The following is a 25,381-nucleotide window of genomic DNA, read 5'->3' as shown; positions in this document are numbered from 1 at the left end:
GATGGCCCGAGACCTCGCGCGCGGCGCTCCGCCGGGCCGACCGGACACCGCGGACGCACACCCCGGCGCCACCCCGAAGGCCGTCGGGATCGTCTGGGCGCTCCTTGCCCTGAACACGCTCGGCTCCGCCGGGGCCAAGACCGTCATCCCGCTGCCCCGCTCCCTCATCCAGATGGCCACCATGGGCGCCCTGGTCAGCGCGTTCGCCCTGGCACTCGCGCTGAACCCGCGGCTGCGGGTGCGGCCCAGCGCCTTCGTGTTCCTGCTCACCCTGCTCCTGGTGCCGAGCGTGATCTCCAGCGCGAACCTGGAGGTCGGGTACGGCGCGCTGTTCCGCTGCACCCGGCTCGCGCTGTTCGTCGGCACGCTGTGGCTGCTCAGCCGCTGGTGGAACGGCGACCTGACGTTCGTCCGCTACCACATCCGGATGTACTTCGCGGTCCTCGTCCTGGTGGCCGCGGGCCTGGCCGTCGCGCCGGGCACCGCCATGCCCGAGTACTACGGCGGCCGCCTCGTCGGCGCGCTGTGGCCGCTGACCCCGCCGCAGATCGGACAGTACGCCGCGGTGATCATCGGGCTCACCGTGCTGCTCCTGCTCGGCCGCCACACCACCAAGGGCAGCGCGGCGCTGATCATCGCGCCGTCGCTCGTCCTGCTCGTCCTGACCCATACCCGTACGGCCACGCTCGGCCTGCTCATCGGGCTCGTCCTCGCGATCGGCTCGCTCGTCCTGACCAGCGCCGCCGCCCGCCGGTTCTTCGCCTGGACGGTGGTGTGCGCCGCGGTGGCCGCGGCGGCGTTCAGCTCCGCGCTGCAGTCCTGGTACCTGCGCGGACAGGACCAGGAGAGCCTGTCCAACCTCACCGGCCGCGCCAAGGTCTGGGACGCGCTGCTCGCCGCGCCCCGGTCCACCGGCGAGAAGGTCTTCGGCGTGGGCCTGAGCGACAAGTCGTTCGGCGGCCTGCCGATCGACAACAGCTGGCTGGCCGTCTACCACGAGCAGGGCCTGATCGGCGTCACCCTCGTCGCGGTGATGATCGCCGTCCTGGGCGGCGTCGCGCTGCTGCGGCCGCCGTCGGTGCAGAGGGCCTGCGCGATCTTCCTGATCAGTTACTGCGCGATCTCGTCGTACACCGAGGCGGGTCTCGGCGACGCCTCGGCGTATCTGCTGCACCTGGCCCTGGCCGCCTCGCTGCTCGCGGCACCTGCCCAGGCCACGCCCCTGTCGACGGCCCTCGTGCCGCGACGACGTATCCCGCGATGGGCCCGGAGGTGACCCCCAGCATGCACGTGTGCGTCGTGCACAACCGCTATTCCTCGAAGCAGCCGAGCGGGGAGAACAGAGTCGTCGACGAAGAGGTGGGGCTGCTGCGCGCGGCCGGACACCGCGTCGACGTCTTCGAACGGCGCAGCGACGACATCGCCGCCCGCTCCCTGCTGGGCAAGGCCGCGGTGCCCCTGCTCGTGCCGTGGAACCCGGCGGTCCGCACGGAGCTCGCCGCCCGGCTGCGCGCCGAGCGGCCGGACGTGGTGCACGTGCACAACGTCTTCCCGCTCCTGTCGCCCGCGGTCATCGCCGCCTGCGCCGACGCCGACGTGCCCGTCGTCGCGACCCTGCACAACTACACCCAGGTGTGCCCGCCCGGCACCCTGCACCGCGACGGCAAGCAGTGCACCGAGTGCGTCGGCTCCGCGGCGTCGCTGCCCGCCGTCCGGCACGGCTGCTACCGCGACTCCCGCCTGGCGACGGTGCCGCTCGCGGCCAGCCTCCTCATCAACCGGCGGCGCTGGTGGACCGGCGTGGAGCGGTTCTTCTGCATCTCCGCGGCGCAGCGCGACGTCCTGGTGCGGTCCGGCATGCCGCCCGAGCGGCTCGCGGTGAAGCACAACTTCGTGCCCGACCCGGGCGCCCGCCGTAAGGGCGCGGGCGAGCACGTGCTGTTCCTGGGCAGGCTCGCGGAGCCCAAGGGCGTACGGCAGCTGATGGCCGCGTGGGACGAGGCCGCCGCGGCCGGGGGCGTGGGCGTACCGCTCATGCTCGCCGGTGCGGGGCCGCTGGAGCGGGAGGTGAGTGACTGGGCGGCGGGCCGCGACGACGTGCGGTACGCCGGACTCCTTGACCCGCGAGAGTGCCGCGAGGCCGTCGCGCGGTCGGTCGCCGTGGTGGCTCCGTCGATGGCCCTGGAGACGTTCGGCCTGGTGGTCGCGGAGGCGATGGCGGCGGGGGTCCCGGCCGTCGCCGCCGGTCACGGCGCCTTCGTCGAACTCATCGAGGACGGCGTGACCGGGCTGCTCCACCAGCCGGGCGATGTCACCTCGCTCGCGTCCGGGATGCGCGAGCTCGCGACCGATCCCGGCCGCAACCAGGAGATGGGCCAGGCGGCGCGGCGCCGCTACGAGCGGGGCTTCAGCCCGGCCGTCGGCCTGGAGCGCCTGGAGGAGGGGTACCGCGCCGCGATAGCGGACCGGTGGGGCGGCGCGGACGGCGCGCCGCCGGCAAGGAACGGAAACACGCGCTCGCGGTGGGGCACCCGCGCGAGCAGATCTGGGGGGAAGTAGCAGATGACAGGATGCAGACTCTGCGGCTCGGCGGCGCTGGCCAGCGTCGTCGACCTGGGGGCGACCCCGCCGTGCGAGAGCTTTCTCGCCGCGGACCAACTGGACGAGGCCGAGCCCGCGTACCCGCTGCACCTGCGGGTCTGCACGGACTGCTGGCTCGCGCAGATCCCGCCGCTGATCACGCCGGAGGAGACGTTCAAGGAGTACGCGTACTTCTCCTCCTTCTCGACGTCCTGGGTGGAGCACGCGCGGACCTTCGTCGCGGACGCAGCGGCGCGCGTGGGCCTTGGCCCCGACGCCTTCGTGGTGGAGGTCGCGAGCAACGACGGCTACCTGCTCAAGCACGTGGTGGACCGGGGGATCCGCTGCCTGGGCGTCGAGCCGTCGGTGAACGTGGGCGCCGCCGCGCGGGAGGCGGGCGTGCCCACGCTCACGGAGTTCCTGACCCCGGCCACCGGCGCTGACGTCCGCGCCGAGCACGGCCCGGCGGACCTGGTCGTGGCCAACAACGTGTACGCGCACATCCCCGACGTCGTCGGGTTCACCCAGGGGCTGCGCTCCCTGGTCGCCGACGACGGCTGGGTCTCCATCGAGGTGCAGCACCTGCTGACGCTGATCGAGCAGAACCAGTACGACACGATCTACCACGAGCACTTCCAGTACTACACGGTCGCGGCCGCGATCCGGGCCCTGGCGAGCGGCGGACTCGCCCTCGTGGACGTCGAGTTGCTGCCCACGCACGGCGGCTCCATCCGGCTGTGGGCCCGGCCCGCCGAGGCCGCGGGCGAGCCGTCCCAGAAAGTGGCCGACGTGCTGGCGCGGGAGAAGGCCGCAGGGCTGCAGGAGCTGTCCGGGTACACCGAGTTCTCCGCCCGCGTGGCCAAGGTGCGCAGGGACCTCCTGAAGTTCCTCATCACCGCGGCCGAGCGCGGCCAGACGGTCGTCGGCTACGGCGCCCCCGGCAAGGGCAACACCCTGCTGAACCACTGCGGCATCCGGCCCGACCTGCTCGCGTACACCGTCGACCGCAACCCCTACAAGCACGGCAGGTTCACCCCGGGCACCCGCATCCCGATCCTGCCGCCCGAGCGGATCGCCGCCGACAAGCCCGACTACGTCCTCGTCCTGCCGTGGAACCTGCGGGACGAACTGGTCGAGCAGCTGTCGTTCGTGCACGACTGGGGCGGCCGCCTGGTCTTCCCCATCCCGGAACTGAGCATCGTCGAGGCCGGCGTCGCGAGAGAGGTCACAGCATGAAGGTCGTCCTGTTCTGCGGCGGTTACGGGATGCGGATGCGCAGCGGCGCCGCGGACGACGTGCCCAAGCCGATGGCGATGGTCGGCCCGCGCCCGCTGATCTGGCACGTCATGCGCTACTACGCGCACTTCGGGCACAAGGAGTTCATCCTGTGCCTGGGCTACGGAGCCCACCACATCAAGGACTTCTTCCTCCACTACGAGGAGACCACGTCCAACGACTTCGTGCTGCGCGGCGGGAGGACCGAGCTGCTCTCCACCGACATAGCCGACTGGACGATCACGTTCGCGCAGACCGGCATCGAGTCACCGATCGGGGAACGCCTGCGCCGGGTGCGCCACCACCTGGACGGCGACGAGATGTTCCTCGCCAACTACGCCGACGTCCTCACCGACGCCCCGCTGCCCGAGATGATCGAGCGGTTCTCCCAGCGCGACGCCGGGGCGTCGATGATGGTGGTGCCGCCGCAGTCGTCGTTCCACTGCGTGGAGCTCGGCGAGGACGGCCTGGTGGGCGGCATCACCGCGGTGAGCGACATGCCCCTGTGGGAGAACGGCGGCTACTTCGTGCTCCGCCAGGAGGTCTTCGACCACATCCCCGGGAACGGGGACCTGGTCGCCGACGGCTGCGCCCAACTCGCCAAGCAGGGACGGCTGGTGGCGCATCAGCACCGGGGCTTCTGGAAGCCGACCGACACCGTCAAGGAACGCGCCGCCCTCGATGCCGCCTACGCCCGGGGCGACCGCCCCTGGGCCGTGTGGGAGCGCGACGGCGCGGGGGTGAGCGCGTGATCCGGCTCGGCGCCGGGCGCCGCCTGGACCAGATCGTCGCCGTGGGCGCGCACTGCGACGACATCGCCATCGGCGCGGGCGGCACCCTCCTCGCGATGTGCCGCGCGCGGCCGGGCCTGCGCGTCGACGCGCTGGTGCTCTCCGGCGGCGGCAGCGAGCGCGAGCAGGAGGAACAGGCCGCGCTCGCCGCTTTCTGCCCCGGCGCCGACCTGCGCCTGACCGTACTGAAGCTGCCCGACGGCCGGATGCCCGCGCACTGGGAGGAGGCCAAGGCCGCCGTCGAGGAGCTGCGGACGCGCACCGAGCCCGACCTGGTGCTCGCGCCGCGCACCGACGACGCGCACCAGGACCACCGCGGCCTGGCCCAGCTGATGACCACCGCGTTCCGCGACCACCTCGTGCTCGGCTACGAGATCGTCAAGTGGGACGGCGACCTCGGCCGCCCGTCGGCGTACCAGCCGCTGTCGACGGAGATCGCCGAAGACAAGGTCCGGCTGCTGCAGGAGCACTACCCCTCGCAGCGGCACCGGCCCTGGTACGACCGGGAGGCCTTCCTCGGCCTCGCGCGGATCCGCGGCATCGAATGCCACGCGCGCTACGCCGAGGCGTACGCCGTCACCAAACTCACTCTGAACCTGGGGAACTGAACCATGCGCGTACTGCTCACCGGACACCAGGGCTACCTGGGCACCGTCATGGCCCCGGTCCTGAAGGCCGCAGGACACGACGTCGTCGGCCTCGACTCCGGCCTGTTCGCCGACTGCGTCCTCGGCCCGGCCCCCGCGGACCCGCCCGGCCCCCGCGTCGACCTGCGCGACGTCACCGCCGAGCACGTGGCCGGGGTGGACGCCGTGATCCACCTGGCCGCGCTCTCCAACGACCCGCTGGGCTCCCTCGCGCCGGAGCTCACCTACGACATCAACCACCACGCGTCCGTGCACCTGGCCCGCCTCGCCCGCGACGCCGGAGCCAAGCGCTTCCTGTACGCGTCGACCTGCTCCGTGTACGGCGCCGCCGGTGGCGGTGACCTGGTGGGCGAGGACGCCCCGCTGCGCCCGGTGACGCCGTACGCGGAGTCCAAGGTGCGCGTCGAGGACGACCTGCACGCCCTGGCCGACGGCGACTTCACCCCGGTGTTCATGCGCAACGCCACCGCCTTCGGCTACTCGCCGCGCCTGCGCGCCGACATCGTCCTGAACAACCTGGTGGGCCACGCCCTGCTGTCCGGCGAGGTCCTGGTGATGTCCGACGGCACCCCCTGGCGCCCGCTCGTGCACGCCGCCGACATCGCACGGGCCTTCACGGCCGCTCTGACCGCGCCTCGCGATGCCGTGCACGACCGGGCGTTCAACATCGGCAGCGAGACCAACAACGTCACCGTCGCCGAGATCGCCGAGCAGGTCGCCGAGGCGGTGACCGGCGCGAAGGTGGTGATCACCGGGGAGACCGGCGCCGACCCGCGCTCGTACCGCGTGGACTTCTCCCGCTTCCGCGCCGCGATCCCCGGCTTCGACTGCGAGTGGACGGTCAAGCGCGGCGCCCTCGAACTCGCCGACGCCTACCGGAAGTTCGGCCTGACCCGGGAGGACTTCGAGCGGCGCTTCACCCGCCTGGCCGTGCTGCGCGCGGCTTCCGAGAACGGCGCCGTCGACGACACCCTGCGGTGGCGCCGATGACCGCCCTCGGAGCGCGGATGCACCAGCTGGTGGAGCGGCTCTACCCGCTGTGCCGGAGCATCACCGGCGACGGCGTCCGCGCCACCTTGGACATCGTCGGCGAGTACGTCCCGCTCCAGGTGCACGAGGTGGCCACCGGAACGCAGGTCCTGGACTGGACGGTGCCCCAGGAGTGGAACATCCGCGACGCGTACATCGCCGACGCCTCCGGCCGCCGCGTCGTCGACTTCGCCGCGTCGAGCCTGCACGTGCTCGGCTACAGCGTGCCGGTGGCGCGGACCATGCCGCTGTCCGAGCTGCGCGCGCACCTGCACACGCTGCCGGACCACCCGGCCTGGGTGCCCTACCGCACCAGCTACTACACCCCGGAATGGGGATTCTGCCTGGCCCAGGAGACCCTGGACGCGCTGCCGGACGGCGAGTACGAGGTGCGCGTCGACTCCACCCTCGCCGACGGCCACCTCACCTACGCCGAGCACGTGGTCCCCGGGCAGGTCTCCGACGAGGTGATCGTCTCCTGCCACGTCTGCCACCCGTCGCTGGCCAACGACAACCTCGCCGGCATCGCCGTGGCCACGTTCCTGGCCCGGGCCCTCGCCGAGGAAACGCCGTACTACACCTACCGGTTCATCTACGCGCCCGGCACCATCGGGGCCATCACCTGGCTGGCCCGCAACGCGGAGCGCATCGAGAAGGTCAAGCACGGCCTGGTCCTGGCCTGCGCCGGAGACAAGGGTCAGCTGACGTACAAACAGAGCAGGCGCGGCGACGCGGACATCGACCGGGTCCTCCGGCACGTCCTGGCCACCTCCGAACGCCCGCACCGGATCACCGAGTTCACCCCGTACGGCTACGACGAGCGGCAGTACTGCTCACCCGGGTTCGACCTCGGCGTGGGCTCGCTCAGCCGCACCCCGTACGCGGGCTACCCCGAATACCACACCTCGGCGGACAACCCGGACTTCGTCTCCCCGGAGGCGATGGCGGACACGCTCGCCGTCTGCCGCGAGGCGTTCGCCGTCCTGGACCGCGACCGCCGCTACCGCAACCTCAGCCCGTACGGCGAACCCCAGCTCGGCCGACGCGGTCTTTACGACTCGCTCGGCGGCCGCAGCGACGCGAAAGAGGCCCAGATGGCCATGCTGTGGGTGCTCAGCCTCTCCGACGGCGAGCACAGCCTCCTGGACGTCGCCGAGCGGTCCGGGCTGCCGTTCGGCGCCGTCGCCGCCGCGGCCGACGCCCTGGACGCCGCCGGACTGATCAAAGCGTGACGCCGATGTCCACCGAGGGCGAGCAGCCGACGACACCGGCGGAGGGGGCCGCACCCGCCCGGCGCACCGCCAAGCGCGCCATGGTCGGACGGCTGTCCTGGGGCCTCGCCGACCAGGCGGTCTGCAGCATGACCAACTTCGCGGTGGGCATCTACGTGGCCCGCTCCCTCGGCCTGTCCGCGTTCGGCGTGTTCAGCCTGGCCTGGGTGACCTACGGCGTGGTCCTCAGCGTCTCCCGCGGCCTGGCCACCGACCCGCTCGTGGTGCGCTTCAGCGGCGTGTCGACCGCGTCCTGGCGCGCCGCGACGGCCCGGGCGTCGGGGACCGCGCTCGGGGTCGCCGCCGCCGTCGGCGCCGCGTGCCTCGTCGTCGGCCTCGCCATCGGCGGCAGGGTGGGGCCCGCCTTCGCCTGCCTCGGCGTCGTGCTGCCGGGGCTGCTCCTTCAGGATGCCTGGCGGTTCTCGTTCTTCGCCGCGGGAACCGGGCGCAAGGCGTTCCTCAACGACCTCCTGGGAGGCCTCGCGCTCATCCCGGCCATGGTCGTCGCCGCCCGCGTGGGCAGCGTGGCCGCCTTCGTGCTCGCCTGGGGCGCCGCCGCCGCGGTGGCCGCCGCCTACGGCTGCCTCCAGTCCGGCATCCGGCCCCAGCTGACCGGAGCCCGCGCCTGGCTGCGCGAGCAGCGCGACCTCGGCTCCCGGTACCTGGTCGAGAACGTCGGCGTCAGCGGCGCGGCCCAGCTGCGGGCCTACGGCCTCGGCCTGATCGTCGGCGTCAGCGCGGTGGGCGTGGTCCGGGGCGCCGAACTCCTGCTCGGCCCCTTCCTCGCCGTGCTGATGGGCCTTTCCCTGGTCACCGTCGCGGAGGCGGCCCGCGTGCTGCGGCGGGCCCCGCACCGGCTGCGCGCCTTCTGCCTCCTGCTCGGCGGCGGGCAGGCCGCCGCCGCGCTGCTCTGGGGCGCGGCGCTGCTCCTGGTCCCCGACCGGGCCGGAGAGCTCGCGCTCGGCGACGTCTGGCGCTCCGCCTCCGAGCTCATCGTGCCCGCCACGCTCGGTGTCGCGGGCGCGAGCCTGGGCGTCGGCGCGGCGGTCGGCCTGCGCGCCCTCGCCGCGGCCCGGCGCAGCCTGCGCTGCCAGTTGTTCGCCTCCCTCTGCTACGTCGGCGGCGGGCTCGGCGGTGCGGCCCTGGGCGGCACGGTCGGCTCCGCCTGGGGCGTCGCCGCCGCCACGCTCTGCGGCTCCGCCGTGTGGTGGCTGCAGCTGCGCCTGGCCCTGCGCGAGTACCACCACCACACCATCCCCGAAGTGAGGACGTCATGACCGCTCCACCCCGGCTGAGCATCGGCCTGCCCGTGTACAACGGCGAGGAGTACCTCGCCGAGGCGCTCGACGCTCTGCTCGGCCAGACCTACGAGGACTTCGAGCTGGTCATCTCCGACAACGCCTCGACCGACGGGACCCGGGACATCTGCCGCCGGTACGCCGAGAAGGACTCGCGCATCCGCTACCTCCGGCTGCCCCGCAACATCGGCGCCGCGCCGAACCACAACTACGTGTTCACCCAGTGCCACGGCGAACTGTTCAAGTGGGCCTCGCACGACGACCTGTACGCCCGGGACCTGCTGCGCCGTTGCGTGGCGGCGCTCGACGAACGGCCCGAGGTGATCCTCGCGCACGCCGACCAGGCGGTCATCGACGAGAACGGCCAGGTGAAGGTCCCCTACGAGTACGGGCTCGCCACCCACTCGCCGAAGGCGCCGGAGCGGTTCCGCAGCATGCTGTTCGAGCCCGGCGGCGACGACTTCTACGGCGTCATGCGGGCCGACGTGCTGCGCCGGGTCAAGCCGCACGACAGCTACCACCACGCGGACCGCACGTTCGTCGCCGAGATCGGCCTGCACGGGCCCTTCCACCAGGTCCCGGAGCTGCTGTACTTCCGCCGCGACCACCCCACCCGCGCCGAGCGCGCCAACCCCTCCAAGCGCTCGCGCTGCGTCAACCTGGACCCGCGCAGGGCGGGCCCGCTGCACCCGACGCCCCGGCTGCTCGCCGAGTACGTGTGGGGCTTCGTCTCGGCGATCCGGCGGGCGCCGCTGTCCTCGGCCGACCGGCGCGCCTGCTACCGCCACCTCGCCGCGTGGGCGGCCAGCCGGGCCCGGCCGGGCGCGGGGGAGCGGGTCGAGGACCGCGCCCCGGTCGACCCGTCCCGGCTCACCGTCTCCGTGGACGCCCTCGTCGCCGGACGCGAGGGGCGACAGCCGTGACTCCGGTGCGGGTAGGGGTGTTCGGCCTGCTCGGGTCCGGCAACCTCGGCAACGACGGGTCGCTGGAGGCCGTGCTCGGCTACCTCCGCGCCCAGCATCCGGAGGCGGCCGTGGACGCGCTGTGCGGCGGACCCGAGGTCGTCACGGCCCGGTACGGGATTCCGGCGACGCGCCTGCACTGGTACCGGGGGGAGTACCGGACCGCCTCGCGCGCGGGCGCCATCGCCGGGAAGGGCCTGGGCAAACTCGTCGACGTCTTCCGCACCGCCGCCTGGGTGCGCCGGCACGACGTGGTGATCGTGCCAGGCATGGGCGTCCTGGAGGCCACACTGCCGCTGCGGCCGTGGGGCTTCCCGTACTCCCTGTTCCTGCTCTGCGCGAGCGGCCGACTGCTGCGCACCCGGGTGGCGCTGGTCAGCGTCGGTGCCGCAGCGATCGGCGAGCGGCCGACCCGGGCCCTGGTGCGCTGGTCGGCACGCCTGGCCGCGTACCGGTCGTACCGGGACGCCCCCTCGCGCGACGCGATGCGGGACATGGGCGTGGACACCGCGCGCGACGAGGTCTACCCGGACCTGGCCTTCGCCCTGCCGACGCCGCGGTCGAGCGCGTCCGAGGGTCCGCCCGGCCGGGTCTGCGTCGGCGTCATGGCCTTCCACGGCGGCAACGACGACCGCGCCCGGGCCGAGGAGATCCACCGGCGCTACCTCGAGGGAACGACCCGGTTCGTGCGCGCGCTGGTCGAGGACGGCAGGCCGGTGCGGCTGCTCACCGGCGACGCGTGCGACGCGCCGGTGGTCGCCGCGATCCTCGACGCGGTGGACTCGCCCCTGGTCACCGCCGCCGAGGCCACCTCGCTCGCCGACCTGATACGGGAGACGGCGGCCGCCGACACCGTGGTGGCGACCCGCTACCACAACCTGGTCTGCGCGCTGAAGGCCGGAACGCCGACGCTCGCCCTCAGCTACGCGGCCAAGAGCGACGCGCTCATGGAGCGGATGGGGCTCGCCGCCTACTGCCACCCGGCCCGCGAGGTCGACGCCGACCGGCTCCTGGAGCAGTTCCGGGATCTCGAGCGGCGCTCGGCGCGGCTGCGACAGACCCTCGCCGAACGCAACGAGGACGCCGCCCGGCGCCTGGAGCACCAGTTCACCGCCCTGACCTCGGCCCTGTTCCCGGCGGCCGACCCCACCCACGCCCACGCCCTGCGGGAGGCTCCATGAAAGCGACCGAAGTCCCGGAGATCGCCGGGGCGTACCTGTTCGAGCCGACGCCCTACGCCGACGAACGCGGCTTCTTCTGCCGCACCTTCGACGCCGACGTCGTCCGCTCGGTGGGGCTCGACCCGGACGCCTTCATCCAGGACAGCGTGTCCCGCTCCGTCCGGGGCGTGCTGCGCGGCCTGCACCTGCGCTCCGGCGCGGGCGAGGCCAAGCTCGTGCGCTGCTCGTACGGGAAGGTCTTCGACGTCGTCGTGGACCTGCGGCCGGACTCGCCGACCTACCTGCGCCGGGCCTTCTTCGAGCTGTCCGGCGACACACAGGCGACCGTGTACATCCCGGCGGGCTGCGCGCACGGCTTCCAGGCGCTGACGGAGACCGCCGACACCTCGTACCGCATCGACCGGCCGCACGATCCGTCCGAGGACGTGACGATCGCCTTCGACGACCCGGAGCTCGCCATCCCCTGGCCGCTTGAGGCCACGTCGATGTCCCAGCGGGACCGGGAGGCACCGAGCCTCGCCGAGGTCCTGAAGCACTTGGAAAGGTGAAGTCGGCGTGGACAGCGAAGAGTGGGAACTGCCCCGGTCGCGGCAGGCGAACGAGCGGCTGCACTCCCTCATCCCCGGGGGCGCGCACACCTACGCCAAGGGCGACGACCAGTACCCCGAGCACCTGGCTCCGGTCATCAGCCACGGCCACGGCGCCCACGTGTGGGACGTCGACGGCAACCGCTACCTCGAGTACGGGTCCGGGCTGCGGTCGGTGAGCCTCGGCCACGCCCACCCGCGCGTGCTCGAAGCGGTGCGGCGGGAGCTCGGCCGCGGCAGCAACTTCGTGCGGCCGTCCATCGTGGAGGTCGAGGCCGCGGAGCGCTTCCTGGCGACGGTGCCGACCGCGGAGATGGTGAAGTTCGCGAAGAACGGCTCGGATGCCACCACGGCGGCGGTGCGCCTCGCCCGCGCCGCCACCGGGCGCCCGAAGGTCGCGCTCTGCGCCGACCATCCGTTCTTCTCCGTCGACGACTGGTTCATCGGTACGACACCGATGTCCGCCGGTATTCCGGCGGCGACCACCGACCTCACCGTGGCCTTCCCCTACGGCGACCTGGCCGCCACACAGGAGGTGCTCAGCCGCTACCAGGACGAGATCGCCTGCCTGATCCTGGAACCCGCCACCCACACCGAGCCTCCGCCCGGCTACCTCGCCGGTCTGCGCGAGCTGGCCGACCGGCACGGCTGCGTACTGATCTTCGACGAGATGATCACCGGTTTCCGCTGGTCCGAGGCGGGCGCCCAGGGCCTGTACGGCGTCGTCCCCGACCTGTCCACGTTCGGCAAGGCGCTGGGCAACGGGTTCGCCGTCTCCGCGCTCGCCGGGCGCCGCGACCTGATGGAGCGAGGCGGCCTGCGCCACTCCGGCGACCGGGTGTTCCTGCTGTCGACGACGCACGGCGCGGAGACGCACTCCCTGGCGGCGGCGATGGCCGTGCAGAGCACGTACGTCGAGGAGGGCGTCACCGCGCGGCTGCACGCCCTCGGCGAGCGGCTGGCCGCCGGTGTCCGTGACGCGGCGGCCACCATGGGCGTCGGTGACCACCTCGTCGTGCGGGGCCGGGCCAGCAACCTGGTCTTCGCCACCCTCGACGACAAGCGGCAGCCGTCGCAGGGGTACCGCACCCTGTTCCTGCGTCAGCTCCTGGCGGGCGGGGTGCTGGCCCCGTCGTTCGTGGTGAGCAGCGCGCTCGACGACGCCGACATCGACCGTACGGTCGACGTGGTGGCCCAGGCGTGCGCGGTGTACCGGAAGGCGCTGGACGCTGGTGACCCGACGCCTTGGCTGGCCGGGCGGCCGGTGCGACCGGTATTCCGCCGCTTGGCGTGACGTAGGGGACGCGGTGTGACGAGGCGCGGTGTCAGCGGCGTTGCCGCTGACCGGCGTCGGTCGTCCGGTCGTTCGTACGGTCGGCCAGCCGGTCGGCCGTACGGTCGACCAGCCACGCGCTCGCCGGGACGACCGCAAGGGCGGTGCACCACCCGCCGAGGACGTCGGTCGGGTAGTGCGCGCTGAGGGCGACCTGCGCCCAGCCCATGGCGGCACCTGACACCAGCGCCACGCCGAGCACGAGGACCGTCCCGGCCGTTCTGCCGAGGCCGAGCAGTGCGGCCGCGAGGAGCGCCAGCGCGAGGGCGAGCGCGGTGATGAAGGCGGTGTGCCCGCTTGGGTAGGACAGGTTGTCGGGTCCGTGGATGGTGCGTCCCACCAGGGACTTGAGCAGCGTCTTCATCCCGAGGGTCAGACTGACGCCGACCACGACGAGCACCGCCGCGCGGGGGCGGCGCAGCAGCAGGCAGCCCGCCACGGCGGCCACGACCAGCGTCGCCGCCCCCGCGGGTTCCCCCAGGAAGTCAATGGCCAGGGCGACGCGCCGCCACGGCGGCCCCACGCTGTCCGCCGTCGGGTCGACGAACCACCTGTCCACCCTGCCGGGCTCGCTGTGGCCCGCGTACAGGGCCCCGATCGCGACGACCACCAGGGCGGCGAGCGCCGCGAACAGCGCGAGCGGCGCGCGCAGCGGCGCGGGCAGAGCCTCGGGGGCCGGTCGGCCCGTACCATTCCCCACCAACGCCCCCCGGCGTGTTGACGCGGCAGCTTGTCCCTCACATCGGCCAAGGGCGTCAACATCAGTCTGTAGGTGCCACCATAACGTCGAGATCGCGGGCGCCAGGGGGCTTTGCCGAAACCATGTTGTGCCGACACCGCGAACGCCCCGCAACCGTTGTCCCGCGGCTTTGTCCCGCAGCGTGAAACCGGGCTGCGGGACAACGTGTTGGCGCCCAGAGTCGACCCCGCACCGACGCACTCACACACCACTGTGGGCGTGCGAGTGCTCCATGAGCCGCACCGTGCGACTCATGGTCGAACGAGACGACCGGCCGGTTCACCACCTCGTATCGATGACCGCCTCACTTGGAGGGGGAGAACCTTGTCCATCCGCAAGCACCTGGCGCTAGCCGCCGCAGCAGGGGCACTTGTGAGCGGTGGAGTCCTCACCGCGCCGTCCGCGGGGGCCGCGGCTCCCGAAGCGCCCCAGTCGGCCGCGGCTCCGGGTAACTGCCGACCGGGGAACTACTGCGTCTACTGGGACGCGGGCTATCGCGGCCGTGTGTTCCACTTCGCGGGAGACAACCCGAGCTGGGCGCCCTGGCCGATCTTCAACGACGACTCGTCGTCGTTCAACAACGGCACGACCGGTAGGCCGGTCGCTCTCTTCGGCGAGGAGAACTACGTGCGCCGGCTGGGCTGTCTGCCGCGCGGCCAGGGATGGACCCAGCACCGTCCCAACGACGACGGCGAGAGCAACCGCTGGCGTTGCTGACGTCCTCAGTCACCACCACGTGCCTGGGCGGGTCGGCAGCGGCCCGCCCGGCGCACCACCGGCTCCGGAGGGATACCGTGCACCGTTCCGCGACCCTGGGCTGCGCGGCGCTCGCGCTCCTGATGACCTGCACCGCCTGCGCGGGCACGAGCGGCCGCGGCGGATCCGAACCGTCGGACTCCGCGTCCGCCGACGGTTCGGTCATCGCGGCTCTCAAGGGCACCCACGCCGAGCAGCGCCGACTCTTCGACGCGGAGGAACGGCTCACGGCGGCCTGCATGACCGAACGGCGCCTGCCGTACCGCCCCAACACATGGGAAGCACCCCTGAAGTCGACGGACGACCCCCGGCGCGGGGACGCGATAGCGCAGCGCCGCCGCGACGGCTACGGCGGTCGATCGGCCGCGGACGCCGATCACCCTGCACGCGACCCCAACGGCGCCTACGTACGGACCCTTTCACCCCAGGCGGGGAAGCGGTACATGTCCGCGCTGTACGGCACCGCCCCGCACAAGCTGAGCGCCGAACTCCCCGACGGAAGCGTGACGTTCATGTACGCGGACGGCTGCAACGCCCGCGCGCAGGAGCGCCTCTACGGCGACCTGAAGACGTGGATGGTCGCGAACCTCGTGGCGGCCAACCTCGCCGCCGACGTCGACCGCTACCTCCTCGCCGACCCCAAGGTCACCTCGGCGAACGCCGCCTGGAAGCGGTGCATGAGCGCCGCCGGGCACTCCTACCCCGACCCCGCCCGGGCGAGGTCGGCCGCCCTCGACGGCTATGCGCGCGGGCGCGGGAGCACGGGCGAGCTACGCCAGCGCGAACTCAAGATCGCTGTCGCCGATGCCACCTGCGACAAGAAGACCGGCCGGGCACGGCTGATCCGCGGCCTCGACCGGCGGTACCGGGAGCGGGTGGCCCGGGAGAACGCCCGGGAGATCGCCACGTATCGCGAACGGCGCGACGAGGCGTTGGCTTCGCTCAGGGAGGGCCGGTGAGGGGACCGGAGCCAGTACTGGAGCCGGAGCTGGAGCTGGAGCTGGAGCGGGAGCGGGAGCCGGAACTGGACCTGGACTTGGAGCGGGAGCGGCGCGATCCGACAGAGCCTCAATTGGTATGGACATGACCAACCCATAGGGCTACGCTCAGACTTGGTCTAGACCGCGCCGGGCGCGCGCCCTCCGGTTGGTTCCGTGCTGCCGCCACTTCCTCGCCGTTCGACCCGGCTTCGATCCGGCAGCGCATCCGAGGTGTGCGTCCCCCCACCCGCACCCTCGGACCACGGGAGCACACCATGCGCAAGCGCAAGAAGCTCACCTCGTTACTCCTCGGCTTCGGCCTCGCCGGATCGGCGGTGCTCGCCACCGGCGGCAGCGCCCAGGGCCACGGCTACACCGACTCGCCCGTCAGCCGCCAGCAGTTGTGCCGCAGCGGCGGCCCCGTCCGCGACTGCGGACAGATCCAGTGGGAGCCGCAGAGCGTGGAAGGCCCCAAGGGATTCCCGGCGCGCGGGCCCGCCGACGGCAACATCTGCTCGGGCGGCGTCGGACGCTTCCACGAACTGGACGACCCGCGAGGCGGGAACTGGCCGACCTCGAACCTGACGGCGGGCCAGAGCCACACCTTCGTCTGGCGGATCACCGCCCGCCACGCCACCACCGACTTCCGCTACTACATCACCAAGGACGGCTGGGACTCCACCAAGCCCCTGACCAGGGCCGACCTGGACCCGCAGCCGTTCCTCACGGTGGCCTTCGGCGGCCGCGTCCCCGGCTCGACCGTCTCTCACGCCGGAACCCTGCCCCAGAAGACCGGCAAGCACCTCATCCTCGGAGTCTGGACCATCGCCGACACCGGCAACGCCTTCTACGCCTGCTCGGACGTACGCTTCTGACCCCTGCCCGCGCCGAGGACCCGTACGCGGCCACTCCCTCCCCAGCGGGTAGGGGTGGCCCGACACTTCCAGGGGGCTCCGAGCGCGGCCGCTGCCTGGCTGGGCCGACCTCGTCACCCCGCCCGGACACGCCGACGGCCCGCACCTCTCGGGGGATGCGGGCCGTCCAGGCGAAGCGGGCCGGTACACAAGTCACCGGCTCGCGCCCTCCGGCCACAGGACCCGTACCGGAACGCCAGTACGCCGGGCGTAGTCAACGACATCCGCCGTCCCGCCGTACCCCCATGCCGGTTTCCTGCCCCACACCGCCACCAGTTCATCGACCAGGCCCACGAGGATTTCACTGCCCGCCTGGTGAGCCTCGCTCGTGCCCGGACAGGGCGTGCCGCCCAGCCCCGGGGCACGCGCAGGAGCGCCCCCACCCGGCAAACCCCCCGTCACATACGTTCGGCCCCAGCCCTGATGGCGTCCCGGATGCGGACGTAGGTGCCGCAGCGGCAGATGTTGCGGATGCCGTCGAGGTCGGCGTCCGTGAGGGTGCGGCCTTCCTCCGCGGCGCGGCGGACCAGGGCGACGGCCGCCATGATCTGCCCCGGCTGGCAGTAGCCGCACTGGGCCACGTCCTGGTCGAGCCAGGCCTCCTGCATGGGGTGCAGCTCGGCCCCGACGGTGGCGGGCAGGCCTTCGATCGTGGTGACCTCGTCGCCCGGCTTCAGGTTCTTCACCGGGATCGCGCAGGGGTTGACGGCCTTGCCGTTGAGGTGACTGGTGCACGCCTTGCAGACGTTGATGCCGCAGCCGTACTTGGGCCCGGTGACGCCCAGGATGTCGCGCAGCACCCACAGCAGCCGCACGTCGTCTTCCACCTCGACGGTGACGCGTTCGCCGTTGAGGCGGAAAGTGTGCTCGGGCACGGAAACTCCTTGAGTCAGCGGGCGTGGTCCAGACCGTCGGTCGGGGACGGGGGGATGGGCGGGACGGTCGGCTTGGGCTCGAAGGAGAGCGTGCCGTGGTTGATGGGGAAGGTGGTGGGCATCGTGCCCGTGGCGCGCGCGTACGCGCAGGCGACCGCGGCCATCGAGGCGGCGACGCCCAGTTCTCCGGCGCCGCCGGGCTTGCCGGTGGTCGTCGGCATGACGATGACCTTCAGCTCGGGCGGTGTGTTCCACTGCCGGGTGTAGAAGTAGTTGTCCCAGCTGGCTTCCAGGAAGTACCCGTCGCGCAGGTGCAGGCTTGAGGTCAGGGTGAGGGCGATGCCGTCCATGAGGCAGCCCATCATCTGCGCCTCGAGCCCCCGGGGGTTGACGGCGAGGCCCACGTCCACGGCGACGACGGCCTTGGTGACCCGCGGCCCGCCCACTCCGTCGCGGATCGGACGGTTGACGGTCTCGGGGCGGCAGTCGATCTCCACCAGGACCGCGCTGACGGCGTGGTACTCGGAGTGGAAGGCGATGCCCTGCGCCATGCCGTCGGGCAGTGACCGGCCCCAGTGACCGGCCTCGGCGGCCTTCTCCAGGACCGCGACCGCCCGGTCGTCGCGGAGGAAGTCCCGGCGGAACCGCAAGGGGTCCTTGCCCATCTTCGCCGCCAGCTGGTCGACGAGGAGTTCACGGGCGCAGGTGGCGTCGGGCGAGTAGACATTGCGCATGCTGCCCGTGTTGAAGCTCTTGTCGGTCTCGTTCAGCAGGCGGCTGTGGACGCCGAACTGGTAGGGCATCGACTGGGTGAGGTGGAAGAACGTCTGGGAGAACGCCATGTCACCCACCGGCAGCTTCGCGGCCATCGCGGTGAGCAGTTCGCCGAGCCCGTGGCCGAAGTCGGTGGACACACTGGTGTGCCGCTGCTTGTAGCTGACGACCGTGTCGCCGACGTAGTCGATGCGCACCCGGGACGTGGCCATGGGGTGGGTGCGCCCCTGCCGGGAGTCGTCGGCGCGGTGCCACATCAGCTTGACCGGCTTGCCGAACTTCTGGGAGGCCTCGACGGCTTCAAGCGCGGCGTCGAAGAACAGCTTGCGCCCGAAGGAGCCGCCGCCCTCGGTGACGTGCACCGTGACCGCGCTGAGTGGCAGCTTCAGCTTGGCGGCGATCGCCTCCTTCGCGACGATCGGCGCCTTGAGGCTCGACCAGATCTCGGCGCGGTCGGACCGCACGTCGGCGATCGCGCAGTTCGGTTCGAGCGCGCTGTTGCTGCGGAAGTGGAAGGTGAACCGGCCCTCCACGCTCGGAGTGAGCGGCGGCAGGCCCATCGGCGGCTCGGCGGCCCGCAACGCCTTGAGCACGGACGCGTCGGACTTGCCCTCCGCGCTGCCCGGCCGCCAGGACACCCGCAGCGCCCGCACCGCGTCGACGCACTGGCCGAACGTGCGGGCACGCACCGCCACGCCCGTGGAGATCACGGCGACGTCGGTGACACCCGGCATGGCGCGGACGTCGTCGGCGTTGGCCACCGACTCGACCTTGCCGTTGATCGTCGGCGGGCGGCACACCATCGTGGGCAGGGCGTTGGGAACGGAGAGGTCCATCGCGAACTTCTTGCGCCCGGTGACGGCTTCGAGCGCGTCGATCCTGCGCCGCGGCGTACCGATCACGCTGAACTCGTCCCGCCGCTTGAGGTCGACGGCGACTCGCTCCGTCCGGACGCTCGCGGCGCTCTCGGCCAGGGCGCCGATGCCGATGCTCCGGCCCGTGGGACCGGTGACGACTCCCGCCTTGAGCGTGAGCTCGCTGACCGCCGCGCCGAGCGCCGTCGACGCGGCCCGCAGCAGCCGCCCGCGCGCGACGGCGGCCGCGACCCGGACCGGGGTGTACGTCGAGATGGTCGTGTTCGACGCCCCGGTCAGCTGGTTGAAGAGCAACTCCGGCCGTGCGTCGGCCAAGGTGACCCGTACCCGCTCCAGCGGCACGTCCATCTCCTCCGCGATCAGCATGGCCGTCGAGGTGGTGATGCCCTGCCCCACCTCGGCCCGGGGCAGCGCCAGGGACACGGTGCCGTCGTCGTGGACCCGGACCGTGATCAGACCCGAGGTCGGCAGGGCCGCCGCGGTCATCACGTCGTTGAGGTCGAGCAGGTCGGTGATGTCCGCCGAGGGGATCTCCGCGGCGGCGACCTCCGCCGAGGCGACGTCGGCCCGGGCCGGTGCGGCCGGGAGGAGCTCGGCGGCGGCCACCAGGGTCGGGGCCGCGAGGACGTATCCGAGGAACCGGCGTCTGTCCAGGGCGGGTTCACCGGAGCGCGCCCGCGTCGGTCGCTCTGCGCCGTTCATCGACGGATTCCTCTCCCCGCTGCCTCATGGGCCGCCCGGGCCAGAGTGGCCACGCGCTGTCGCACAGTACGCGAGATGATCAAGACCTGCCAGACAGTCGTCGGCCACCCTCGCGGCCACCCGGCCACCCTGCCGGTCGCGCTCAGGAGCGGTGGCGGACGCAGCCGCCATCCACCCGCACCACCGGCTCGCCGCTGTAACTGTCCGGGGCGAGGACGAGGTCGACGCCGTCGTCGGTGGTCGCGATCCCAGGGAGGCCGTGGCCGGGTTCGCCCTTCCCCGGGGCGGGCACGGCCCGTACCGACCGGCCTTCGGAAACCCACTCCTCGCGCAGCCGCCGCACCGCCGCGCGGTAGTCGCCCGGGCTGTCGAAGGTCAGGTCCCAGGAGAAGGCCAGCTGCTCACGCGTGACGTCGCTGTCGTCGACGCCGAGATCGTCCACACAGGACGTGCTCGTGTCGGTCTCCGCCGTGTCCTCCGGCGTCGCGCCGGGCAGCGCGCCGGTCAACCGGGGCTCGGGCCTGAGCTGCCCGATGACGCGCACCCCCGCCTCCATCGTCACGCGTTTGCGTTCCTCGTACTCGTAGACCGACCGCACCGGACCGCCCGCCACGTCCTCCCAGGCCTGATACAGGGACACCCCACCGGCGACGGCCACGGCGCCGCCGACTACGGCCGCCACCAGGCAGCCGCGCCCACGAGGCCGCGGGGACGGAGGAGAGGGAGCGGCGGGCGCGTCGGAAGGCTCAGCGGAAGCGGAAGGTGTCGGCATGGCCCCGATCCCATCCGAACAGCCGTGCCGACGGACAGGGCCGAGGTACTCAACTCGCGTCTGTGTACGGCGACTCACGGTGCGACGACTCGCGGTACGACGACGCTGTGCGCAACCTGGCCGGGGACCCGCAAGACGACGACCGTTGGCCTATACCAACGTCTTCCGTCCCGGTAACCTCACCAGTGGCCCGTAGCGCACCACCCCCACCCAGGTCGCGTACCGGTGTGGCCGAACCCTCCCCACTCTGCCGAGCGCAGCCGGGTGCCCCCCCACTCGCCGTCTCCAGGAGGATCACGGTGAACGTTCGTACCAGAAGCTCGGCGATCGTCGGCGCTCTCTGCCTCGTCGCCTCCCTCGCCCTGACCACGGCTTCGGCCGACGAGCCCGGCGCACCGCCTCCGCCGCCGAAGGTCGCGCTCACGAAGGTGGCCACGGCCGTGCACCCGACCGCCGGCGCGGCCGGACCCGGTGGCACGGTGTGGATAGCCGAACGCGAAGGCCTGGTCAAGGTGTTGGGGCCGCACGGGCTCAGCAGGCCCGTCCTCGACATCACCAAGGAGACCACCACCGACGGCGAACGCGGCCTGCTGGGCATCGCGTTCGACAAGCGGTTCGCGCACTTCTACATCTCCTTCACCGACCTCCAGGGCACCAGCACCGTGGACGAGTTCGCCGTGCGCCACGGCCGCATCCAGAAGGACACCCGGCGCACCGTCCTCACCCAGACGCAGCCGTACGCGAACCACAACGGCGGCGACATCAAGTTCGGCCCCGACGGCTACCTCTACATCGCGTTCGGCGACGGCGGCGCGGGCGGCGACCCGCACGGCAACGGCCAGAACCTCGACACGCTGCTCGGCAAGCTGGTGCGCATCGACCCGCGCGGCGGCAAGCCGTACGCGATCCCGCCGGACAACCCGTTCGTGGACGACCCGAAGGCCAAGGACGAGATCTGGGCGTACGGGCTGCGCAACCCGTGGCGGTTCTCCTTCGACGCGGGCACGGGCGACCTGCTGATCGGTGACGTCGGCCAGAGCGACTGGGAGGAGATCGACTGGGCCCCGGCCGACAGCGACGGCGGCGAGAACTACGGCTGGTCCCAGATGGAGGGCAGGCACCCCTTCCGGGGCGGCACCGAGCCCGCGAACCACGTGCCACCGGTCCACGAATACGACCGCACCGGCCTCGGCTGCTCCGTGACCGGCGGCTTCGTCTACCGGGGCAAGGCCATCCCGGCCCTCAGGGGCCAGTACGTGTTCAGCGACTACTGCGACGGCACCGTCCGCGCCCTGCGCATCGACGACGGCCAGGTCACCGGCGTGAGCGACCTCGGCGTCAACGGCGGCGAGGTCATCTCCTTCGTCCAGGGCGGCCGCGGCGAGCTGTACGTGCTCGACCTCGGGGGCACCATCGCCCGCATCGACCCGGCGTAACGGCCACCACGGGACGCGTGGGCCCGCCGCCCTCGGAGGCGGCGGGCCTGATGCGCTACCGGACCAGCGCGGGCGGCGCCGCCCCGGCGCCGTGCCCCAGTCCGGTCTCGGCGCGCCCCAGCGGCCCGTCAAGGCTCCACGCGCCGCCGCAGATGGTCCTCCGTCCCGTTGTCGGCGAACCGCACCACCTGGGCGCTGTTCTGGGTGGACATCCGGTCCACGCCGAGCACCTTGCCGCTGTGCTTGTTCTGGAGGCGGTGGTGGCGCGGCTCTAGCGTCCAGGGGTGGCCGTCGGGGGTGGCGGTGGGGAAGGCGGTGATGCGCAGCCGGGCCGCGCCCATCGGGATGAGGGTGACCGTCTCCACGGCCGCGCGGCTGCGTGCGGGGCTCGCAGGTCCTCGCCGCCCTCGGCCGCCCACTGCGCGTACTGGCGGGCTCGCGGAAGCCCTGGGCGATGTTCACGTGGTGCGCGGAGGGCGGCGGCCCGGTCCAGTCGGCGCCGTTGTGGTGCGTCTTGACGACGAGGCGCGCCAGGAACGCCTCGCCGGTACGGTCGTGCAGCCAGCGCGCGACGTCGATGCCGTCACCCCAGCGCAGCGCGACCCAACTGGTGTCGAAGGCACCCTTGCCCTGGGTCTCCCCGCTGGAGGCGCAGCTGCCCGGCGAGCCAGCCGCGCGCGGTCATGCTGCCCACGGGCAGCCGGGTGAAGGCGTCGGGGGCGACGGTGGTGGGGTCCGGTGTGGTCGCGGTGGCTCGCTGTGCGGCCCCGCCGAGTGCGGTGACCGCGGCGGTGGCGGTCCTGGTGCGGAGCACGCCACGTCGTGAGACTGTCATCAGCTCAGCCCTTCGCGGGGATGGGTGAGACGGAGGGGGCGGGCCCGCTGTGAGGGGCCCGCCCCGGGCGGGTCAAGGTCAGGGGCAGTTCGCCACGGGAGACTGGGAGGCGTCGCGGATCAGCGCCTCGTGGGCGGCGCGCAGCCGTGGCACGTTCGGTTTGACGACCTTCCGGTCGTAGGTGAGCAGGCCGTTCAGCTCGCCCTCCACGTCGGCGATCTGCGTGTAGACGGCGCCGTTGCCGCCCTTGCAGGCGAGGGCGCGGACCTCCCTGAGCTTGGCGAGGTAGTCGTCGGTGTACGTCGCGGGGTCCACGTCGACGTAACTCTGCTGCACGGACCAGGCGTGTCCCGGCACCGCGAGCCCCAGGCCGCCGTACTCGCCGTTGACCAGGGCGCGTCTGCCGTCGGGGTGCGGCGGCAGGGCCGGGCTGGGGTAGCCGTGCTCGTCCATGATGTCGCCGGTGGTGCCGTCGGCGCCGAGGTTGAGCCCGGACATGCCGTTCACGAGGCGCGTCGGGTCCCACGCCTTGGCCTGGTCGGTGACGCGGGCCACGTCGTACTGGCCCCAGCCCTCGTTGAAGGTGACCCACATGACGACCGAGGGGCTGCTCGCGTGCTCGTCGATCATCTCCTTGAGCTCGCGTTCGAACTGGGCCCGCGCGGCGGTGTCGGGGGTGCGGCCCGCCCGCGTGGACGGCATGTCCTGCCACACCATCAGGCCGAGCCGGTCCGCCCAGTAGAACCACCGGTCGGGCTCCACCTTGATGTGCTTGCGCACCGAGTTGAAGCCCATCGCCTTGTGCGCCTTGAGGTCGTACGCGAGGGCCTCGTCGGTGGGCGCGGTGTGCAGGCCGTCGGGCCAGAAGCCCTGGTCGAGGGTGGCCATCAGGAAGACGGGCTTGCCGTTGAGTACGGTGCGCGGGGTGCCGTCGACCTTCTGTACGGCGACGGAGCGCATGCCGAAGTAGCCGCTGATCCGGTCGGGGCGGTCCTTGCCGCCCAGGGTGACCTTCAGGTCGTACAGGAACGGGTCGTCCGGTGACCACAGGCGCGGCTCGGCGATCGAGAGGGTCAGCGGCCGCCCGGTTTGGCCGCGGGCCTCGGCGACCTTGGTCTTGCCCGCGTACGCCGTCGCCGTCACGGGCACTCCCGCGCGGACGCCCCGCGGCTCGACGGTGACCTCCCGCTTCGGCACGTCCGGGGTGATCTTCAGGGAGTCGGCGTGGTCGGCGGCGACGGGCTCCAGCCACACCGTCTGCCAGATGCCGGACGACGGCGTGTACCAGATGCCGCCGGGGTCCAGGCGCTGCTTGCCCATGGGCGGGTTCTCGCCGTCGGGCGCGTCGGTCGGGTCGTACACGCCGACGATGAGCTCCTGGGTGCGCCCGGGCCGCAGGGCGTCGGTGATGTCGGCGCTGAACTTGTCGTAGCCGCCCTTGTGTTCGGTGACCCTGGTGCCGTTGACGTACACCTGGGCGTGCCAGTCGACGGCGCCGAAGTTCAGCTTCAGGCGCCGCTCGTCGCGGGCGCGGCCCACGTCCCAGCCCTGGGGGACGGTGAACGTGCGGCGGTACCACATGCGGTCCTCGTGCCGCTGGACGCCGGAGAGCTGCGACTCCACGGGGTAGGGGACGAGGATGCGCTCGCCGAGGGTCTCGCCGACGGGTGGCTTCTCGCCGCGCTCGGCGGCGGCGAACTGCCAGCGGCCGTTGAGGTTCTGCCAGTTGGCGCGCCGGAGCTGCGGGCGGGGGTATTCGGGGTGGGCGTTGCCGGGGCCGACGTCATCGGCCCAGCGGGTGCGCAGCTCGTGGGTGGAGGTGTTGGGGCCGCTGCTCCAGAACGCGCCGATGGGGTCGCCGTCCGCGCTGGTCAGACCGCCCTTGCCGTCGTAACGCAGGTCGGCGGTGCCGCGGGCGGTGCCGGTCTTGTTGCCGACGACGGGTTCCTTGAGGGCGATGAGCAGGGCGCGCGGGTCTGCCGGGTCGAGGCGGGCGGAGTCAAGGGGCCACTTGGCGCCGCCGATGACGGCCTGGACGTGGGGGAGGAGGTCCCTGGGCGGGGCGGCGAGGGGGCGGGGGAAGTCGAGCTTCAGGGTGCGGCCGTCCTTGCCGACGGTGGCGGCGCTCGCGCCGTCGTAGTCCCAGCCGTCGGGCAGGCGCAGGGTCGAGCGGGGCACGGGCTCCTTGGAACCGCCGGGTTCGCTCCAGCGCAGCCGCAGGTGGGAGCCGCCGTAGTGCTCGAAGTACTCGACCTTGATGGCGTACTCCTCGCCCGCCGTCAGCTCCACGGGCCGCGCGGTCTGCTCCTTGTCCCAGTCGTCGACCCAGTGGTCGATGGCGAGTCGGCCGTCGATCCACAGCCGGAAGCCGTTGTCGCCGATCATCGAGAAGGTGTGGGCGCCGGACTGCTCCGGGACGACCTTGCCGGTCCAGCGGACGCTGACGTCGTCGGAGCGCCCGGTGGCGAAGGCCAGGCGCGGTTCGAGGTTGTCGAAGTCGAGGTTCGGGTCCAGGCCGGTGGCCTTCAGGTCGTGGAAGTCGAAGGCGCCGGGCGCGGACGCCGTGTAGTACTCGCCCTTGAGCCCGTGGACCGGGGCCGGGGCCGGGTCATCGGCCGCGGCCGAGGCGGCGGGCTGCGCGTCACCGGAGGCCGTGGCGGGGGCGACCGCGGTGAGGCACGCGGCACCGAGGGCGGCCGCGAGTGCCAGGGCCAGCCGGTCTCTGAGTCGTCGGAATCTTCGAGGGCGCACGTGTTCCTCCTTGCCGGG

The 25,381-nt window shown here is 72.5% G+C and carries 23 protein-coding genes and 2 pseudogenes; 17 read left to right on the top strand and 8 right to left on the bottom strand.

From position 1 onward, the window contains the following. Position 1: 1 nt before the first annotated feature. From AC07A4_RS12215 to AC07A4_RS12160, 12 genes are read left to right on the top strand one after another with little or no spacing between them, the layout of a single operon-like run. On the top strand, positions 2-1,276 hold the full coding sequence (locus tag AC07A4_RS12215; RefSeq protein ID WP_478596534.1) for an O-antigen ligase domain-containing protein: 1,275 nt from the start codon (positions 2-4) through the stop codon (positions 1,274-1,276). Between the two features lie 8 nt (positions 1,277-1,284). Beyond that, complete coding sequence (locus tag AC07A4_RS12210) at positions 1,285-2,559, top strand: glycosyltransferase (protein ID WP_478596533.1); 1,275 nt, start codon at positions 1,285-1,287, stop codon at positions 2,557-2,559. A 3-nt stretch (positions 2,560-2,562) separates the two neighbouring features. Further along, positions 2,563-3,816, top strand: a complete 1,254-nt coding sequence (locus AC07A4_RS12205) for a methyltransferase domain-containing protein (RefSeq protein WP_478596531.1) — start codon at positions 2,563-2,565, stop codon at positions 3,814-3,816. Continuing rightward, positions 3,813-4,607, top strand: coding sequence for a glycosyltransferase family protein (locus tag AC07A4_RS12200; protein WP_478596529.1), 795 nt, complete (start codon positions 3,813-3,815; stop codon positions 4,605-4,607). Before AC07A4_RS12205 ends, AC07A4_RS12200 begins: the two co-directional genes overlap by 4 nt. Next, positions 4,604-5,254, top strand: coding sequence for a PIG-L deacetylase family protein (locus AC07A4_RS12195; protein WP_478596526.1), 651 nt, complete (start codon positions 4,604-4,606; stop codon positions 5,252-5,254). Before AC07A4_RS12200 ends, AC07A4_RS12195 begins: the two co-directional genes overlap by 4 nt. 3 nt (positions 5,255-5,257) lie before the next feature. Continuing rightward, positions 5,258-6,283, top strand: coding sequence for an NAD-dependent epimerase/dehydratase family protein (locus tag AC07A4_RS12190; protein ID WP_478596524.1), 1,026 nt, complete (start codon positions 5,258-5,260; stop codon positions 6,281-6,283). Beyond that, positions 6,271-7,554 (top strand): DUF4910 domain-containing protein, encoded by a 1,284-nt coding sequence (locus tag AC07A4_RS12185; protein WP_478596521.1) that lies wholly within the window; start codon positions 6,271-6,273, stop codon positions 7,552-7,554. Before AC07A4_RS12190 ends, AC07A4_RS12185 begins: the two co-directional genes overlap by 13 nt. A gap of 5 nt (positions 7,555-7,559) precedes the next feature. Continuing rightward, positions 7,560-8,870, top strand: coding sequence for a hypothetical protein (locus AC07A4_RS12180; protein WP_478596519.1), 1,311 nt, complete (start codon positions 7,560-7,562; stop codon positions 8,868-8,870). Beyond that, positions 8,867-9,814, top strand: a complete 948-nt coding sequence (locus tag AC07A4_RS12175; RefSeq protein ID WP_478596516.1) for a glycosyltransferase family 2 protein — start codon at positions 8,867-8,869, stop codon at positions 9,812-9,814. Before AC07A4_RS12180 ends, AC07A4_RS12175 begins: the two co-directional genes overlap by 4 nt. Next, positions 9,811-11,034, top strand: a complete 1,224-nt coding sequence (locus AC07A4_RS12170) for a polysaccharide pyruvyl transferase family protein (protein ID WP_478596514.1) — start codon at positions 9,811-9,813, stop codon at positions 11,032-11,034. The genes AC07A4_RS12175 and AC07A4_RS12170 overlap by 4 nt, the downstream gene beginning before the upstream one ends. Beyond that, positions 11,031-11,582 carry a dTDP-4-dehydrorhamnose 3,5-epimerase gene (gene rfbC, locus AC07A4_RS12165; protein WP_478596512.1) on the top strand — a complete coding sequence of 184 codons (552 nt, stop codon included), beginning with the start codon at positions 11,031-11,033 and terminating at the stop codon, positions 11,580-11,582. Before AC07A4_RS12170 ends, rfbC begins: the two co-directional genes overlap by 4 nt. Before the next feature lie 7 nt (positions 11,583-11,589). After that, positions 11,590-12,915 carry a glutamate-1-semialdehyde 2,1-aminomutase gene (locus AC07A4_RS12160; RefSeq protein ID WP_478596511.1) on the top strand — a complete coding sequence of 442 codons (1,326 nt, stop codon included), beginning with the start codon at positions 11,590-11,592 and terminating at the stop codon, positions 12,913-12,915. 31 nt (positions 12,916-12,946) lie between these two features. Here the strand turns inward: AC07A4_RS12160 and AC07A4_RS12155 are convergent, their stop codons facing one another. Further along, positions 12,947-13,654 carry a phosphatase PAP2 family protein gene (locus AC07A4_RS12155; protein WP_478596508.1) on the bottom strand — a complete coding sequence of 236 codons (708 nt, stop codon included), beginning with the start codon at positions 13,652-13,654 and terminating at the stop codon, positions 12,947-12,949. Between the two features lie 411 nt (positions 13,655-14,065). Here AC07A4_RS12155 and AC07A4_RS12150 point away from each other — a divergent pair, with 411 nt between their 5' ends. The 4 genes from AC07A4_RS12150 (at position 14,066) to AC07A4_RS12135 (ending at position 16,304) form a co-directional block, all read left to right on the top strand. Then, a complete protein-coding gene (locus tag AC07A4_RS12150; RefSeq protein WP_478596506.1) occupies positions 14,066-14,410 on the top strand; it encodes a peptidase inhibitor family I36 protein in 345 nt (114 codons plus the stop codon). A 77-nt stretch (positions 14,411-14,487) separates the two neighbouring features. Then, entirely contained in the window at positions 14,488-15,408 is a 921-nt protein-coding gene (locus AC07A4_RS12145) for a hypothetical protein (RefSeq protein ID WP_478596504.1), read from the top strand. Then, positions 15,405-15,536, top strand: coding sequence for a hypothetical protein (locus tag AC07A4_RS12140; RefSeq protein ID WP_478596501.1), 132 nt, complete (start codon positions 15,405-15,407; stop codon positions 15,534-15,536). The genes AC07A4_RS12145 and AC07A4_RS12140 overlap by 4 nt, the downstream gene beginning before the upstream one ends. Positions 15,537-15,704: 168 nt before the next feature. Next, complete coding sequence (locus AC07A4_RS12135) at positions 15,705-16,304, top strand: lytic polysaccharide monooxygenase auxiliary activity family 9 protein (RefSeq protein WP_478596499.1); 600 nt, start codon at positions 15,705-15,707, stop codon at positions 16,302-16,304. A gap of 437 nt (positions 16,305-16,741) precedes the next feature. Here AC07A4_RS12135 and AC07A4_RS12130 read toward each other — a convergent pair whose 3' ends face one another. The 3 genes from AC07A4_RS12130 to AC07A4_RS12120 form a co-directional block, all read right to left on the bottom strand. Continuing rightward, positions 16,742-17,218 carry a (2Fe-2S)-binding protein gene (locus AC07A4_RS12130; RefSeq protein ID WP_478596496.1) on the bottom strand — a complete coding sequence of 159 codons (477 nt, stop codon included), beginning with the start codon at positions 17,216-17,218 and terminating at the stop codon, positions 16,742-16,744. A 14-nt stretch (positions 17,219-17,232) separates the two neighbouring features. Then, entirely contained in the window at positions 17,233-19,569 is a 2,337-nt protein-coding gene (locus tag AC07A4_RS12125; protein WP_478596493.1) for a molybdopterin cofactor-binding domain-containing protein, read from the bottom strand. Positions 19,570-19,711: 142 nt separating this feature from the next. Continuing rightward, on the bottom strand, positions 19,712-20,251 hold the full coding sequence (locus AC07A4_RS12120; protein WP_478596491.1) for a hypothetical protein: 540 nt from the start codon (positions 20,249-20,251) through the stop codon (positions 19,712-19,714). Between the two features lie 389 nt (positions 20,252-20,640). Between AC07A4_RS12120 and AC07A4_RS12115 the strand changes: the two genes are divergently transcribed. Further along, the gene (locus tag AC07A4_RS12115; RefSeq protein ID WP_478596489.1) at positions 20,641-21,777 is read left to right on the top strand and encodes a PQQ-dependent sugar dehydrogenase; all 1,137 of its coding nucleotides are present in this window, start codon (positions 20,641-20,643) and stop codon (positions 21,775-21,777) included. 137 nt (positions 21,778-21,914) lie between these two features. Here AC07A4_RS12115 and AC07A4_RS12110 read toward each other — a convergent pair. From AC07A4_RS12110 to AC07A4_RS12095, 4 genes and pseudogenes are all read right to left on the bottom strand, one after another. After that, positions 21,915-22,166, bottom strand: a pseudogene (locus AC07A4_RS12110) (hypothetical protein); the annotation flags it as partial. A 40-nt stretch (positions 22,167-22,206) separates the two neighbouring features. Further along, a pseudogene (locus AC07A4_RS12105) lies at positions 22,207-22,410 on the bottom strand (hypothetical protein); the annotation flags it as partial. Further along, positions 22,361-22,612, bottom strand: a complete 252-nt coding sequence (locus AC07A4_RS12100) for a hypothetical protein (RefSeq protein ID WP_478596487.1) — start codon at positions 22,610-22,612, stop codon at positions 22,361-22,363. The gene AC07A4_RS12100 and the pseudogene AC07A4_RS12105, both read right to left, overlap by 50 nt. 78 nt (positions 22,613-22,690) lie before the next feature. Next, positions 22,691-25,363: a PA14 domain-containing protein gene (locus AC07A4_RS12095; protein WP_478596485.1), complete on the bottom strand. Its 2,673-nt coding sequence runs from the start codon at positions 25,361-25,363 to the stop codon at positions 22,691-22,693. Positions 25,364-25,381: the final 18 nt, after the last annotated feature.

It is taken from the genome of Streptomyces sp. NPDC043996 (assembly GCF_056435225.1).
This window is presented reverse-complemented; position numbering and strand designations above follow the sequence as displayed.

Excerpts from the sequence above, each read along its gene's own strand:
- AC07A4_RS12180 (WP_478596519.1), top strand. The coding sequence starts at position 7,560 with ATGTCCACCGAGGGCGAGCAGCCGACGACACCGGCGGAGGGGGCCGCA.
- AC07A4_RS12100 (WP_478596487.1), bottom strand. The coding sequence starts at position 22,612 with ATGACAGTCTCACGACGTGGCGTGCTCCGCACCAGGACCGCCACCGCC.
- AC07A4_RS12190 (WP_478596524.1), top strand. The coding sequence starts at position 5,258 with ATGCGCGTACTGCTCACCGGACACCAGGGCTACCTGGGCACCGTCATG.
- rfbC (WP_478596512.1), top strand. The coding sequence starts at position 11,031 with ATGAAAGCGACCGAAGTCCCGGAGATCGCCGGGGCGTACCTGTTCGAG.
- AC07A4_RS12210 (WP_478596533.1), top strand. The coding sequence starts at position 1,285 with ATGCACGTGTGCGTCGTGCACAACCGCTATTCCTCGAAGCAGCCGAGC.
- AC07A4_RS12175 (WP_478596516.1), top strand. The coding sequence starts at position 8,867 with ATGACCGCTCCACCCCGGCTGAGCATCGGCCTGCCCGTGTACAACGGC.
- AC07A4_RS12205 (WP_478596531.1), top strand. The coding sequence starts at position 2,563 with ATGACAGGATGCAGACTCTGCGGCTCGGCGGCGCTGGCCAGCGTCGTC.
- AC07A4_RS12200 (WP_478596529.1), top strand. The coding sequence starts at position 3,813 with ATGAAGGTCGTCCTGTTCTGCGGCGGTTACGGGATGCGGATGCGCAGC.
- AC07A4_RS12125 (WP_478596493.1), bottom strand. The coding sequence starts at position 19,569 with ATGAACGGCGCAGAGCGACCGACGCGGGCGCGCTCCGGTGAACCCGCC.
- AC07A4_RS12215 (WP_478596534.1), top strand. The coding sequence starts at position 2 with ATGGCCCGAGACCTCGCGCGCGGCGCTCCGCCGGGCCGACCGGACACC.
- AC07A4_RS12135 (WP_478596499.1), top strand. The coding sequence starts at position 15,705 with ATGCGCAAGCGCAAGAAGCTCACCTCGTTACTCCTCGGCTTCGGCCTC.